Here is a 13,688-nt window from a genome sequence, read left to right on the forward strand (position 1 = left end):
AATACACATATAAGCACCGCGATTTATATGCAAAATAAAACCTATAAATGATAAGGCTGGAACCCGAATGACTCAAAAGTTCAAGGCGCGACTGACCTCGCGGTGGATGCTTGAAAGGCCTTCTGGAAGCGTGGTGGATCTCAGCGAGGTCATTCGCTTGCTCGAAGCCGTAGCAGCAACCGGGCATATCGCGGGCGCCTGCAAGTCTTGCGGGGTGTCATACCGGCACGGCTGGGGTCTGCTGCGCAACGCCGAAAAAGAGTTCGAAGCGGCGTTGCTTGAAACGTCGCGGCGCCAAGGAACCAAATTGACGAATTTCGGGCGGCATTTACTGTGGGCAAATCGGCGAGTCGACGCGCGTTTGATGCCCACGCTGGAAAGTATGGCGTCCGAACTGCAAGAGGAACTCGAGGGTTTATATCCCGAAAGCCAGCCGCGACTGCGTTTGCATGCGAGCCATGGTTTCGCGGTAGAAGGCTTGATGCAGCTGGCGAATGGGCTTGACATACTTCCGCTTGAGCTGCGCTATCGCACCGCGATCGAAGCCTTGGCATCGCTGACCCACGGCGAGTGCGACCTGGCCGGTTTCCAGGTTCCCATTGGGGAATTTGAATCGCCGATACTCGACTACTACAGTGAATGGCTAGATCCTGACAAGCACAGGTTGATTCATCTGGCCGTGCGAAATACAGGCATGTTCGTGCAGCCTGGAAACCCCAAGAACATTACTTGCATAGCCGACCTCGTCAATCCTGGCGTCCGTTTTGTCAACCGACAGATTGGTTCTAGCACACGGTCGCTGGTTGCGTTAATGCTAACTCGGCTCAATATTGATACCAGCCGCGTTCAAGGTTTTGACAGCAGCGAGTTCACGCATATGGCCATCGCGGCGCATATTGCCAGCGGGATGGCCGACGTCGGAATCGGTGTCGAGACAGCCGCGTGGCGTTGCGGTTTGGCGTTCATACCGTTGGCCAAAGAGCGCTATTTCTTCGCGGTTCATCGCGACACGTTGAATACGACCCGAATGCAGCGGCTTCTGGATTTGATGAGAGGTGAGCGCTATCGCGAGTATATTTCCCAACTGGTAGGCTATGACGCGAACAGCATGGGTCTGGTGCAAACAATGGAAGAAGCCTTTTCGCCCGGCATGCTAAAACGCAAACATTCGGCATCGCAGAAAGTTTATGATTAATACATGAGCAAAGTCATCTTCCACGCAGGCCATCATCCCGCGGTATTGGCGCCGGGTGCAACGCTGTCTGAATTTCCTGTAAGGGGCGGTGGGCCGGTACGCGACGCGCGAGGCCGACCCCTGCACGATCTGCGTATTTCGGTCACAGATCGCTGTAATTTCCGGTGTACCTACTGCATGCCGCGTGAAGTATTTGGCAGCAACTACGAATTTATGCCGCACAGTGCGCTGCTAAGCTTCGAGGAAATCGCTCGAATTGCAGGTGTGGCGGTGGGTTTGGGGGTGCAGAAAATTCGCTTGACCGGAGGCGAGCCACTTTTACGTCGAGATCTTGAAATCCTGGTTGGCATGCTGTCTCGTCTGCGTACCGTTGACGATCGACCGGTCGAGATAACACTGACGACGAATGGCACGTTGCTGGCTAAGAAGGCCCGGGCATTGAAAGAGGCGGGGCTTAGCCGTGTAACGGTAAGTCTGGATGCGCTTGATGACCAAATGTTCGAACGCATGAGCGATAGCCACGTCAGCGTCAAGACAGTGCTGAACGGAATAGAGGAAGCCGCGCGAGTCGGATTGGCCCCGGTAAAGGTCAATATGGTGGTACGCAAGGGCCTGAACGATCAGCAAATATTGCCTATGGCGCGGCACTTCCGCCACTCTGGCCATATTCTGCGGTTTATCGAGTTCATGGATGTGGGCAAGACGAACGGGTGGAATCTTCAGGAAGTCGTAAGCGGTGCTGAAATCCTTGAACGGATCTCCGCGGAATTCCCGCTTGAAGCGATAAGCGCTTCTTACCGCGGCGAGGTCGCAAATCGTTGGCGCTACCGCGATAATGCCGGAGAAATAGGCTTGATCACTAGTGTGTCGCAGCCATTCTGCGGGGACTGTACCCGGGCGCGCCTGTCGCCGGAAGGTAAGCTGTTCCTTTGTCTGTTTGCATCGCAGGGGCATGACCTTCGGACGCTGGTCCGCAGCGGCGCCTCCGATGCCGCTATCGCAGCGCATTTCACCGGAATATGGTCCCAACGCGATGATCATTATTCCGAAATACGTGGCCGTGAAACGGCTAATCGGGAAAAAATCGAAATGAGCTACATAGGGGGATGATTACGCGTGACTCGCTGACCGGCCTGGTTCTGGCCGGTGGTTTGGGTCGGCGCATGCAGGGCAGCACTAATGCCCCGGTGGTAGAAAAGGGCTTGCTCGATCTGAACGGAATTCCTTTGGTGGCCCATGCCCAGCGTTTTCTGGCTCCGCACGTTGCGCAGGTTCTTATCAGCGCGAATCGTTGCCTGGACGCATATGCCGAATATGGTGCAACGGTTCCGGATGACGAGGCGCTAGGTGGTTATTCGGGCCCATTGGCGGGGATCGCTACTGCACTGAACAGGATCGATACGCCATGGTTGGCAGTGATTCCGGTCGATGTCCCCCTGCCGCCTGCCGAGCTGATTCCGCGGTTGATAAGTGCGGTGGAGTCTGGCGGCGCTCACCTCGCCTACGCCCGCACGGCTGAACGGGTCCATCCTTTATGCATGTTGGTGCATCAGCGTTTGTTGCAGAGTTTGTACGATTTTCTGCTCGCCGGCGAACGCAAGGTTCAGGTGTGGCAACAGTTGAATGGGGCTGTGCCGGTGTGGTTCGAGGACTCCGAAGATGCGTTTTTTAACGTCAATACTCCCGAGGATCTAATTCGGGCAGCGGAGCTTGTTCAAGGTCGGGGCGATTACACGAGCCGCTGAAAGCTCACGATATTCTTGATGCGTTCATAGCTCGAGTTTGTCTATAAGCTGTCATTGCGCAACAGCGCTTCCGCTTCCATGAGATGCAACGTTTCTATGGTGCTCAATGTCTTCAGTTTCTTAAGGAGGCGCAGGGGGCCAGGGCAGGGCCGGCTCGAGATCGCTGCGGTTTCGGCGATGCCGAAACTGCCCGGGTCAGGCACCGCCAGTGGGGCGGGCGAGAACTCGTGGGGCCGACAGTCCACTGGACTGTCGGCAAGCGCCCACTCACACAGCTCGCCCTTGCATCCCCACTGCCAGCGCCTGACCCGGCGCGCTCAACCTCTCGCCAACCCTGCCCTGGCCCCCTGCGCCTCATAAGTATGGGATTGATGACGGTTCATGGCTGGGGCGATGCATGTCGCTGCGGTGCGCAATCGTCGTTACTGACCTGATCTATTTCTGCGGCCAGGCCTGCTTTGTGGTCCGAGGCCAGCCGCGAACGGATGAGAAAGCACAGTCCTTCAGCGAAGTATCCGCATCGTAGGCATGCCGGTAGGTCCACCTACCAGAGAAGACCGACACAGAGAGTCCGCGTTCGACCAAAGACATGAATGCCAGGTGCATGGGGGTGGGGCTAGTCGGGCGAAGTATGCGTGCGCCGGGCGCAGGATCCGGGCCGGGATACAAGACCGCGCATGTTTGACCAGCACGCTTGCAGTCAGTCCAGTGGACTGACTGCGCTGGGAGTTCGCGGTCGCCCGGGCTCGGTCCAGCGCCCGGGTAGTCCCAACGGGACCGCGAAGCATTGAGCCGACTGGCTCCACCCCCAGGCACCGGGTTCAAGCAGTCATCGATGTCACAGGATCGTCGACTGGACCAACAGCCACCGGGTTCAAGCAGTCATCGGCATCAATCGATCGTAGCAGGCACCGGATTCAAGTCATCCGTGCCCAATAAACGTAACGGCACTCCAAGCGGCGCCCGTCAAGCCAGCCAATGCTGGAAATCGTAATAAGCCACCACATCGCCACCCTGCATCACCGTATTCGCCGGTACACGGGCGAATCCACTTGCCCACGGCAGTGAACTAATGATCCCTGATCCCTGTTGCGTAAAAGGCGATAGCCGACTCAACCCATCCGAACTGTACTCAGCACGGACCCGCAAGAAATCATCCCGCTTGTCATTGAATTTCCTGTCCGTGCTCAACCTTCCATACTGAACATCGGGCACCACTTGCGTACGCCCCTGCATCGTGCGGATCAACGGCGACACCAGCAAGGTGAACACCGCAAATGCCGACACCGGATTGCCCGGCAGGCACACAATCGGTGTAGTGCCGGAATGGGCCAACGCGACCGGTTTCCCGGGTTTCATGCACACCCGCCATAAGTCCAGTGAGCCCCCCAATTGCCCGATCACGGGCTTGACCAGGTCTTTTTCGCCCACCGACACGCCGCCCACCGTAATCACCAGATCGCAGGATGCCAATAAGGTCGAAAAAGCAGAGTGTAGCGATTCCTCGGTGTCGGCCGCATGCAGCAGGTGCACGACCTTCGCGCCCATGTTTTCAACCATGGCTGCCAGCATGGGGCCGTTCGAGTTATAGATTTGTTCTGGGCTGCGCGGTTGCCCCGGCTGGATAAGTTCGTCGCCCGTGGTCAGGATGCCAACCTTCAATGGCGCGTATACCGTGACTTCGGCATAGCCTTGCGAGGCCAGCATAGCGATTTGGGCCGCCTGTATCAGCGTTCCCTTGGCAACAATCTGGTCGCCGGCATGTACGTCTTCGCCTTGAGGCCGCACATGCGAACCCTGGGCGGGTGGGCGGTGTATCTCGAATTCATTATCGACTTCGGCGCCGTCCTCCTGCATGACGACAGTGTCGGCGCCTTCGGGGATAACGCTGCCTGTAAACAGGCGGATGGAATTGCCCTTTTGCAAGGGCTGCGCTGGATCGCCTGCGTAGCAGCGCTGCTGTACCGGGAAGCGTTTGCCAGGCGTGTAGTCGGCATAGTTAATGGCGTAACCATCCATGGCGCTATTGTCTGCCGGCGGCATGTCCACGGTCGCGAATAAGGTTTGGGCCAGGACACGGCCCCGGGCCTGGTCCAGCGTACAGCTTTCGCTGATGCTTGGCGGCTTGCCAGCGGCGGCAAGGCGAGACTGAGCAACATCAAAATCAAGCATAGTGAAACACCCGAAAGAAGATGGGTTAGGAGGGCCGGGGCTTTACGCCCAAGGCAACGTAGTTTATTTAAGCGTAATGCGTGCCAAAATTGCAGGGTCGGTGGGTGCTATCGAGCTGCTCTTTGATGATTTTTTCCCACGCGGTTTTGCAGGCATTGGTCGAGCCCGGCATGCAGAAGATCAGCGTATTGTTGGCCGAACCCGCAAAGGCGTCGGACTGCAGGGCCGAGGTGCCGATTTCCAAATACGACAGCTGGCGGAACAGTTCGCCAAAACCGGCGATCGTCAGGTCGAGCAAAGGAATGATTGCCTCGGCAGTGGATTTCTGATGTGTAAAACCTGTGCCGCCATTGGTTAGTATGATTTGTATGGCGTCATCGGCAATCCAATCGCTGATGACCTTTCGGATCTCGTATAAATTGCCTTGGCTTATGCCTCGTTTCTCGCAGCGGTGTCCGGCAGCAATCACGCTTTCAACCAAATAGTCGCCCGAAGTGTCATTGTTGGTGTCGCGAGTGTCGGAAATGGTCAGTACCGCACATGATAAGGAAACGGCTGGTTTGCTTGTATCGGCTTTGCTCATGATTTTTCTTCAGGCGGCGGACGGCTCGTCCCATTTATCGGTCTTGCTGACATCGCTATCGCGCTGTTGCACCCAGAATTGTTCCCCGCTGGTCAAGGTTTCGCGTTTCCAGAACGGAGCACGGGTTTTCAATGCATCAATCAGAAATTCGCATGCGGCAAAAGCATCGCCGCGATGTGTGCTGGCGACGCCGACAAATACGATTTGATCTTTTAGCTGCAGTTCGCCAACTCGATGCACCACCGTGCAGTCCAGTACGTCCCAGCGCGATCGGGCCGTGACACACAGCGCTTCGATCTCGCGCTCGCACATGCCGGGATAGTGGTCAAGGAACAAGGATTGCGTGTTCGCGTTCTTGGCGTAATCGCGAACGTACCCAGTAAAGGTGACGATGGCTCCGCTTTGGCTCCCCGATGCGGCACGTAGTTCGGTCAGCAGGGTCGCGACATCAAAGTCGGCTTCTTGTATGACGACCATGTCTTACCCTCCGGTGACAGGTTCGAAGACGGCTACTTCATCGCCGGGGTTTATCACGCTGTGGTGCCCGACATGATATTGGTTGATGGCCAGTTTCAGCCGTTTAACCGGGGCGAGCTGCGGATAGCGCGATTCAAGCTGCGCAAGCCATTCTGCACAGGACAGTGCCTGTGCAAGCGGCCACTGTTCTTCGCGCGTTTTTGTCAGTTCGGCGACCTGCGCGAAATACAGAACTTTAATCGTTGTGCCATTCACCACTTTTACCTCCTGATTTGTAGCGCAGGCGTATCTGTTCCAGGATGATGCCCTTGTCGGCCGCCTTGCACATATCGTAGATGGTCAGGGCAGCAATGCTGCATGCCACCATTGCTTCCATCTCGACCCCGGTTTTGTAGTCGCTGCGGCAAGTCGTTCGCACGGTAATGCTGTGGGCGGCGTCATCCGGGAAAAATTCTATTCCCACAAAGCTAAGGGGAAGCGTGTGGCATAAGGGGATAAGCTCGGCGCAACGCTTTGCGGCCAGCACCCCTGCCAGGCGCGCCGTGTTGAGAACTTCGCCTTTAGCGTTTTCTCGGGCTGACAACAATTGGTAGGCCGAGGCGCTCATGCTTACACGACCCTCTGCAATGGCGGTGCGAAGATTAGAGGCTTTGCCGCTAACGTCGACCATGCGAATTTGGCCAGCTTCGTCAAGGTGGCTAAGTACGCCTTCGTCTTTTGTGGTGTTGCTCATTGCGATATACCATAGGACCTGATAGTAGTCCTATGATATACGTATTCGCATGCACAGAGCACCAAAAAGCGGAACCGTCACGCGGCGGTGTTAACAGCTGCTCAGGGCTTTTTCAACGTCATGGTAGGGAATGCTCTTGTCGCGTTGAAAGCCTTGCATGAGCATTGCAAGCCTGCCGTTCTGGCGCAACAGACGCGACGCAACGAGCGTCTTGCCCTCGACGCGTCCGGTATCAAACAGCGCGTCGAAATCGCTTAATGTGGCGCCGTGTTCGGTGGCGTAACGGGTGAGATGCTTTTGAGTTGTCCTACGGTGGCTATCGCAGTCTTGTCTGGTTGCACCGATCGCTTCGGCCGCTCCGTTGGCTGCGCCACACATTAACACCCACTGGTTCAAAGAGATCCTTCGCTCGAGAATCGACGCGGCATAGGCGCTTCCGAGCAAGGACATGCCAATAAGCGCACCAGATAATTTGGGCAGTATCAAGGTCTCCTCCTGTGTTGTAGTCGTTTATTCAGGCCGGCATTCATTATTGGCAAAGAATGCCACAGGTCGGGGCGCGATAAGGTTACAAAGTGCATACGAATCAAGACACTTTCGAAATGTACATATTCAAGTGCGGCATAATTGACTCGTGTCCAGCGTATGATGGCAGTTCCTGCGGCGCCGCGTCGGCGCCGCGCTTCCCGCAAACAATATCGGAGAACGCGTATGTCTATTCAAATCGGTGATCGTGTACCAGATGGTACTTTGGCTGAATTCATTGAAACGGCCACCGAAACATGTGCCATCGGCCCCAACAATTTCCAGGTGGCAGATCAGGTCAAGGGCAAGACCATTGCTCTTTTTGCTGTTCCAGGGGCCTTCACACCTACGTGCTCGGCCAAGCATCTGCCCGGCTTTGTTGAACTGGCCGATCAGTTAAAAGCCAAGGGGGTAGACGAGATCTGGTGCGTTGCCGTGAACGATCCTTTCGTTATGGGTGCGTGGGGCCGTGATCAGCGCGTTGACGGTCGCGTGCGCATGTTGGCCGACGGAAGTGCTGCCTGGACGAAGCAGTTGGGTCTAGAGCTCGATTTAACCGCGCGAGGCATGGGCGTGCGTTCGCAACGCTATTCCGCCTTGCTGGTAGACGGTGTCGTGAAGCAGCTGAATGTAGAACAAGGCGGTCAGTTCGAAGTGAGCGACGCCAAGACGATATTGAATCAAGTAGGATAGTTGTACGGAGCCCCGATTTCACATGGTAAAGATGGTCGCTGCATTTTCCTCACTTTATCTGGCGACGTTGCTGTTGTTGGTCGGGTCGGGGCTCTTTAATACTTATCTTAGTCTACGGTTAACGGCCGAATCAGTATCAGAGGTCTGGATTGGCGCACTGATCGCCGTCTACTACTTGGGCCTGGTATTTGGTGCCCGTATCGGTCATAAATTGATCATTCGGGTGGGCCATATACGTGCGTACTCGGCGACCGGCGCTATCGTTGTTATTACGGTTCTTGCTCTGGCGCTGGTGGACAATTTATGGGTCTGGCTGGCGTTTCGTTTTGCGGCGGGTATTGCCATGGTGACGCAGTTCATGGCGCTGGAAAGTTGGCTTAACGAACAGACCGAAAATCATCAACGTGGCCGAGTCTTCGGCTTCTATATGGTCAGTTCCAGTCTCGGAACGGTGTTGGGCCAGCTCGCGCTTACCTTGTTTCCTACCCTGAATTACCAGCCACTTATCTTTGTGGCGATATGTTCGGCATTGTGCCTGGTGCCCGTCGCCATGACACGGCTTTCTCATCCTGCTGTGCAAGTGCCCGCGCCCATCCATATTAAATACTATGTGTCCCGAGTACCGTTATCGTTGACGGTGCTCTTCGTCGCCGGAACCATTATTGGTGCGTTTTACGGTCTGGCGCCGGTCTACGCCATAAAGCAGGGCCTATCCAGCGACCAGGTCGCCGTCTTCCTGGCTGCTGCCGTGGCATCGGGACTGCTTTTTCAGTGGCCCGTGGGGTGGCTTGCCGATCGCATCGACCGAGTACGGCTGATACGAGTCAGTGCGCTGGTGCTTACCTTGATTTCGATTCCCTTATGGGGATGGTGGACCTTCCCTTTCTGGGCCTTATTGCTGTTCTCTTGCGCATTTGGGATTCTCCAGTTCACCCTTTACCCGCTGGGGGCGGCGTTTGCCAACGATAACGTCGACCCTGAGCGACGCGTGGGCTTAAGCGCTATTTTGTATATGGTCTATGGCTTGGGCGCCTGCGTGGGCCCCTTGATCGCCGGCCTGTTGATGCGTGAACTGAATCCAAGCGTTTATTTTGTTTTCGTATCGGCTTGTGCCGCCATACTGGTGATATTTGTTCGTCCGCAGAGCGTCAGCGGCGTCAATCTTAGCGAAGATGCCCCGACGCATTTTGTGCCGATGTCCGACAGTTTGCAGGCGTCCAATGTGGTCGCTGCCCTGGATCCGCGTGTGGATCTGGAAAGCGACCTGTCGTTCGAATCGGTCGATGAACCGGCCCCCCAAGATGACGAGGTAGTGCCGGCGTCGTAGGTACTGTCGTTTATTTTTATTTGGGGATAAGCAGGACGATTGCCGTAATGGCAAGGACGATGCCTAACACATTGGTCCACAGCAGCTTTTCTTTAAAGAGTCCCGCGCCCACCAGGGTACCCAGGGATATTACGCCAATATTCATGGCCGAAAAGACAAGCGTGGGGTTCTGCGGAAATACCTGATGCGCACGAATGTAAAAGTAGATGTTGCCGAAATTCAGTGTGCCCAATACCAGCCCGGCAATAATATTACGTTTTGCCCAAACGCTGCGCCGTGCGATTAGATATAAGAATATCAGCACGCCGGCCAAGGTGAAGGCGACAAAAAGGCTGCTTGAAAAAGCCGCGCCGCTTTTTGACAATTGCTTGAACAAAACGTCTATAGCGCCATACCCGGTCCAAACAGACAATAGTAGCAATACCGTGCTGCGGGTATCGTTGCCTGCTTCGGCTTGCCTTGGACGAATCAAAAGACAGATCAACGCGACGATTGCCACGCCGATTCCAGCAAGTTTATTAAGCGACAAGGTTTCGCCGAACAGTACAAACGCCGCCAGCAACGGGATAAACAGGGAAAGTCGCTGCGCCGCATCGCTTAACACAATGCCTGCATGGCGAACCGCCCCGGCCATAGCCAGAAAGATAGTCGGTAGCATCACCCCAAGGGCGATCAAGATCCACCATGGCGTAGCAGGAGTCAACAGGGACGCCGGATGGGGTTGGAAAATAACTAGGCACAGGCTGGCCGCGACCACATAATTGACGGCGATGGCTTGATCAATCTGTATGTTTCTGCGACGGGCCATCTTAAGCAGAATTGACACCGCAACGCTACAGGCCACACTGGCAATCAGGGTATACATAAAAGCCTTAGTCAGTGGCTATGGTCGGCAGGCTGGGTCAGGCCCAAGCGGTCAAACAGTGCTTTATCTTTCATTACCTGAGGGTTGCCGGTGGTCAGCAACATGTCGCCATAGAATATGGAATTGGCACCCGCCAGGAAGCATAGCGCTTGCAACGCGTCATTCATCTCCTCGCGCCCCGCCGATAAGCGCACGACGGCTTTGGGCATGGTGATACGGGCTACTGCTATGGTGCGCACGAACTCGAAAGGGTCTACATCCGGTGTATCGCTTAACGGCGTGCCGGCTACCTTCACCAAATTGTTCACCGGTACGGACTCGGGGTAGGGGGTCAGGTTGGCAAGTTGGGCGATCAGGCCCGCGCGTTCGCGACGCGATTCGCCCAATCCGACAATACCTCCGCAACACACGTTGATGCCTGCTTGTCGTACCCGCTCAAGGGTATCCAGGCGATCCTGATAAGTGCGCGTCGAGATAATGCTGCCGTAGAACTCGGGCGAGGTGTCCAGGTTGTGGTTGTAATAGTCTAGCCCTGCATCCCGAAGTTCTTGCGCCTGTCCGTCTTTGAGCATTCCAAGGGTGACACACGTTTCCAGGCCCAATCCCTTGACGGCGGAGATCATTTCCATGACCGCATCAAGCTGGCGGGCGGTGGGTGAACGCCAGGCGGCGCCCATGCAAAAGCGCTGTGCACCACTGGCTTTAGCCTGTTTGGCCGCTTCCAGAACCTCTTGCAGGGGCATCAGGGCATCCTTCTCGACCGGTGTATCGTAACGCGCTGATTGTGGACAGTAGGAGCAGTCTTCTGGGCAGCCACCCGTCTTGATGGATAGCAGGCTTGAAAGCTGAACCGTATTCGGTTCGTGATGTTGGCGATGTTCGGCCTGCGCTCTAAGCACGAGGTCCATGAACGGCAGTTCGTAAAGTTCTACTATTGCTTGCACGCTCCAGGCGACGGTGGCCTGGGAATCTGTATGACTGCCGGCGTTCCGGCTTACCTGGGTGGTGAGCATATCGTTGCTAAGAGGTCAGATGAAGAAGCCGCTTATGATAGGCGCGCCCTAATGGAACGGCAAGGACCGCTTTAGCGCATGATGTAGCGTAGTTGATGGAACTTAGCGCTTAAAGGCGGCATAATCTCGCAATTCGCATAAACCAAAGGGTAAGGGCTGGCTTATTGGCCGCTGGTGTGACATTGTGCCTAAATGTTACATGCGCACGTGGGTCCAGACCAATTCAGGTTTAGCGCATTCGTCCGAAAATACAAATGCCAGTTGTCTGAATCGTTGCGCCAGATTTTTCGCCTGCTCGCGGCTAAGTCCCAGCACGACCCAAGTCGGTTCCGCGGGCCCGTCTCCGTTTGCTGCCCGGTTTTGTCCAGAGAAGCAGGGCGCCCCAAGTTTATGGATTTCTTCGAATAACGCTTGTTGAGCGTGCCGGTTCTGATCGATGTCGCCGGTCTTGGCATCGGGGTTGTAGGCGGTCAGGATAGAGACCGTGTTTTTTCCGTAATCCGCCATCAGGCTGGCCAGCGCGTCGCAGCGTTTTCCGATGTGCGCGGTAAAGTGATTGCCGGGCGCAAATACGTTGTAATGGGCGTGCTGGAATGCGTTGATAATGGAACGGGGTACCGTTGCGGGCATATATTCCTTGGTAACAAAACGCCTAAAGCGAATTCTATAGCCTTGGTATAGTAGCGGCCAAGCATACCTGCCGGATTTATCCGGCTTAATTAAATCGTTAAACGAGAACACCCACATGAAATTGCCGCGCTTAGTTAATAGGTCCTTGATTTCGCTGATGTTATGCAGCATAAGCGGGCTGGCCATGGCCAGCTATCCCGACCGTCCGATTACGCTTATTGTGCCTTTTCCCCCGGGGCAGGCAACCGATATCTTCGCGCGCGAACTGGCTCAAAAACTCGCCATTGCTGTCAGCCAGCCTGTGGTGGTGGAAAACAAGGCCGGCGCCGGTAGCAATATCGGAATGAAGTATGTCGCCCGCGCGAAGCCGGACGGGTATACCTTGGTTGTGGGCGGAAGCGCAGCGGCGGTGAATCAGACGCTCTACAAGAACGCCGGTTATTCGCTTACCGATGACTTCATTCCCGTAAGCGGCATTTTTGCCGTTCCGCTAGTATTTCTTTCAAATCCCAAGTCCGGCATCACGACGCTGAAGCAATTGGTAGAGCAAGCCAAGGCCGATCCGGAAAAGCTTGCGTACGCCAGTGCGGGCATCGGAGGAACGCAACATCTCTCCGGAGAAATGTTCAAAAGCGCTGCGGATATCTCCATGCAGCATATCCCCTATAAGGGTAGCGGTCCGGCTCAGGCCGACTTTCTGGGTAATCATGTGCCGTTGATGGTGGACTCCGTAACGTCGGCCCTACCTCATATCAAGACTGGCGACGCTATTGCATTGGCCGTAACCACCAGTGAGCGCATTGACCAGCTGCCCGCTGTGCCGACGGTAGCTGAATCCGGGTATCCTGGATTCGAGGCAGTTGGCTGGGCGGTATTATTGGCGCCTGCGGGCACGCCTGCTGATGTTGTCGAGTTTCTGAACAAACAAGTGGTAGACATACTGAAGTCGCCGTCCGTAAAAGAGACGTTTCAGAGTCGTGGTGCTCGCGCCATGCCTTTGACTTTGTCCGAAGGAAAAGACTTCATCACTACCGAGGTCGACAAATGGGGTAAGGCGGTAAAGCAGTCGGGAGCAGCTGTCGATTGAAAAGGCAATCCTGACGCGCATGGATCTGCCGGCAGCAAGTCCGGCAGCTTGTTTTCTGCTTATATATGCATCGTGGGGAGGGCTATGAAACATAGCCCCTGACCAGCGGCCATTTTGCCGCATAAGCACGGCGCCAATAACAAAAGCCCTGTAATCGTGAAATTACAGGGCTTTTTAATCTTGTGGCGGAGCGGACGGGACTCGAACCCGCGACCCCCGGCGTGACAGGCCGGTATTCTAACCAACTGAACTACCGCTCCGCAGCGGTGTACTACTGTTGCCAGCAAAAAAGCCTGGCGTCCCCAAGGGGATTCGAACCCCTGTACCCACCGTGAAAGGGTGGTGTCCTAGGCCTCTAGACGATGGGGACCGGACAAAGCAAGCTGCGCATTATAGCATATAAAACACACAGTTCCTGCTGTACTGCTTTTTCTTCGGTAGACTGGTGGAGGTAAGCGGGATCGAACCGCTGACCTCTTGCATGCCATGCAAGCGCTCTCCCAGCTGAGCTATACCCCCGTACTGGCTTGCCTAACGAAGAAGCGAGATTATGCACTATATTTTTTAAGTGTGCAAGTCAGTCGCGTTCTGGCCTGAGAATAATTGATTTCCATCAAGACTATCTTTCTCTCGAGGCGCCAAT

General features: G+C 55.5%; 15 protein-coding genes and 3 tRNA genes. 6 read left to right on the forward strand and 12 right to left on the reverse strand.

Annotated elements, in window-relative coordinates; genetic code table 11:
• The first annotated feature begins 67 nt into the window (after positions 1–67).
• The 3 genes from EKL30_RS16355 to mobA are packed head-to-tail and all read left to right on the forward strand — an operon-like array spanning position 68 to position 2,940.
• Positions 68–1,195, forward strand: coding sequence for a substrate-binding domain-containing protein (locus EKL30_RS16355; RefSeq protein ID WP_126708310.1), 1,128 nt, complete (start codon positions 68–70; stop codon positions 1,193–1,195).
• 3 nt (positions 1,196–1,198) lie between these two features.
• A complete protein-coding gene (moaA, locus tag EKL30_RS16360; protein WP_126708311.1) occupies positions 1,199–2,305 on the forward strand; it encodes a GTP 3',8-cyclase MoaA in 1,107 nt (368 codons plus the stop codon).
• A complete protein-coding gene (gene mobA / locus EKL30_RS16365; protein ID WP_126708312.1) occupies positions 2,302–2,940 on the forward strand; it encodes a molybdenum cofactor guanylyltransferase MobA in 639 nt (212 codons plus the stop codon). Before moaA ends, mobA begins: the two co-directional genes overlap by 4 nt.
• Positions 2,941–3,906: 966 nt before the next feature.
• Here the strand turns inward: mobA and glp are convergent.
• From glp to EKL30_RS16395, 6 genes are all read right to left on the reverse strand, one after another.
• Entirely contained in the window at positions 3,907–5,112 is a 1,206-nt protein-coding gene (glp, locus tag EKL30_RS16370) for a gephyrin-like molybdotransferase Glp (RefSeq protein WP_126708313.1), read from the reverse strand.
• A 67-nt stretch (positions 5,113–5,179) separates the two neighbouring features.
• Complete coding sequence (gene moaB / locus EKL30_RS16375) at positions 5,180–5,695, reverse strand: molybdenum cofactor biosynthesis protein B (protein ID WP_126708314.1); 516 nt, start codon at positions 5,693–5,695, stop codon at positions 5,180–5,182.
• A gap of 9 nt (positions 5,696–5,704) precedes the next feature.
• On the reverse strand, positions 5,705–6,172 hold the full coding sequence (locus EKL30_RS16380) for a molybdenum cofactor biosynthesis protein MoaE (protein WP_126708315.1): 468 nt from the start codon (positions 6,170–6,172) through the stop codon (positions 5,705–5,707).
• Between the two features lie 3 nt (positions 6,173–6,175).
• Positions 6,176–6,427, reverse strand: a complete 252-nt coding sequence (locus tag EKL30_RS16385) for a MoaD/ThiS family protein (protein ID WP_126708316.1) — start codon at positions 6,425–6,427, stop codon at positions 6,176–6,178.
• The gene (gene moaC, locus EKL30_RS16390) at positions 6,408–6,905 is read right to left on the reverse strand and encodes a cyclic pyranopterin monophosphate synthase MoaC (RefSeq protein ID WP_126708317.1); all 498 of its coding nucleotides are present in this window, start codon (positions 6,903–6,905) and stop codon (positions 6,408–6,410) included. The genes EKL30_RS16385 and moaC overlap by 20 nt, the downstream gene beginning before the upstream one ends.
• 90 nt (positions 6,906–6,995) lie before the next feature.
• Positions 6,996–7,391 (reverse strand): hypothetical protein, encoded by a 396-nt coding sequence (locus EKL30_RS16395; RefSeq protein WP_126708318.1) that lies wholly within the window; start codon positions 7,389–7,391, stop codon positions 6,996–6,998.
• A gap of 225 nt (positions 7,392–7,616) precedes the next feature.
• Between EKL30_RS16395 and EKL30_RS16400 the strand changes: the two genes are divergently transcribed.
• The gene (locus tag EKL30_RS16400; RefSeq protein ID WP_126708319.1) at positions 7,617–8,123 is read left to right on the forward strand and encodes a peroxiredoxin; all 507 of its coding nucleotides are present in this window, start codon (positions 7,617–7,619) and stop codon (positions 8,121–8,123) included.
• 22 nt (positions 8,124–8,145) lie between these two features.
• A complete protein-coding gene (locus EKL30_RS16405) occupies positions 8,146–9,450 on the forward strand; it encodes an MFS transporter (RefSeq protein WP_126708320.1) in 1,305 nt (434 codons plus the stop codon).
• Between the two features lie 16 nt (positions 9,451–9,466).
• Here the strand turns inward: EKL30_RS16405 and EKL30_RS16410 are convergent, their stop codons facing one another.
• The 3 genes from EKL30_RS16410 to EKL30_RS16420 all read right to left on the reverse strand — a co-directional run bounded on the left by EKL30_RS16410 (position 9,467) and on the right by EKL30_RS16420 (position 11,958).
• The gene (locus tag EKL30_RS16410) at positions 9,467–10,330 is read right to left on the reverse strand and encodes a DMT family transporter (protein ID WP_199748596.1); all 864 of its coding nucleotides are present in this window, start codon (positions 10,328–10,330) and stop codon (positions 9,467–9,469) included.
• Positions 10,327–11,328: a biotin synthase BioB gene (gene bioB / locus EKL30_RS16415; RefSeq protein ID WP_126708322.1), complete on the reverse strand. Its 1,002-nt coding sequence runs from the start codon at positions 11,326–11,328 to the stop codon at positions 10,327–10,329. Before bioB ends, EKL30_RS16410 begins: the two co-directional genes overlap by 4 nt.
• Before the next feature lie 195 nt (positions 11,329–11,523).
• On the reverse strand, positions 11,524–11,958 hold the full coding sequence (locus tag EKL30_RS16420; RefSeq protein WP_158618434.1) for a DUF3293 domain-containing protein: 435 nt from the start codon (positions 11,956–11,958) through the stop codon (positions 11,524–11,526).
• A gap of 115 nt (positions 11,959–12,073) precedes the next feature.
• On the opposite strand from EKL30_RS16420, the gene EKL30_RS16425 reads away from it, so the two are divergent.
• Entirely contained in the window at positions 12,074–13,045 is a 972-nt protein-coding gene (locus tag EKL30_RS16425; RefSeq protein ID WP_370246278.1) for a Bug family tripartite tricarboxylate transporter substrate binding protein, read from the forward strand.
• A gap of 183 nt (positions 13,046–13,228) precedes the next feature.
• Here EKL30_RS16425 and EKL30_RS16430 read toward each other — a convergent pair.
• The 3 genes from EKL30_RS16430 to EKL30_RS16440 all read right to left on the reverse strand — a co-directional run bounded on the left by EKL30_RS16430 (position 13,229) and on the right by EKL30_RS16440 (position 13,564).
• Positions 13,229–13,305, reverse strand: a tRNA-Asp gene (locus tag EKL30_RS16430).
• 34 nt (positions 13,306–13,339) lie between these two features.
• Positions 13,340–13,415: transfer RNA gene (locus EKL30_RS16435), tRNA-Glu, on the reverse strand.
• Positions 13,416–13,488: 73 nt separating this feature from the next.
• Positions 13,489–13,564 (reverse strand) — tRNA-Ala (locus EKL30_RS16440).
• Positions 13,565–13,688 lie beyond the last annotated feature (124 nt).

This window comes from Candidimonas sp. SYP-B2681, from assembly GCF_003971065.1.
GTDB lineage: Bacteria > Pseudomonadota > Gammaproteobacteria > Burkholderiales > Burkholderiaceae_B > Pollutimonas.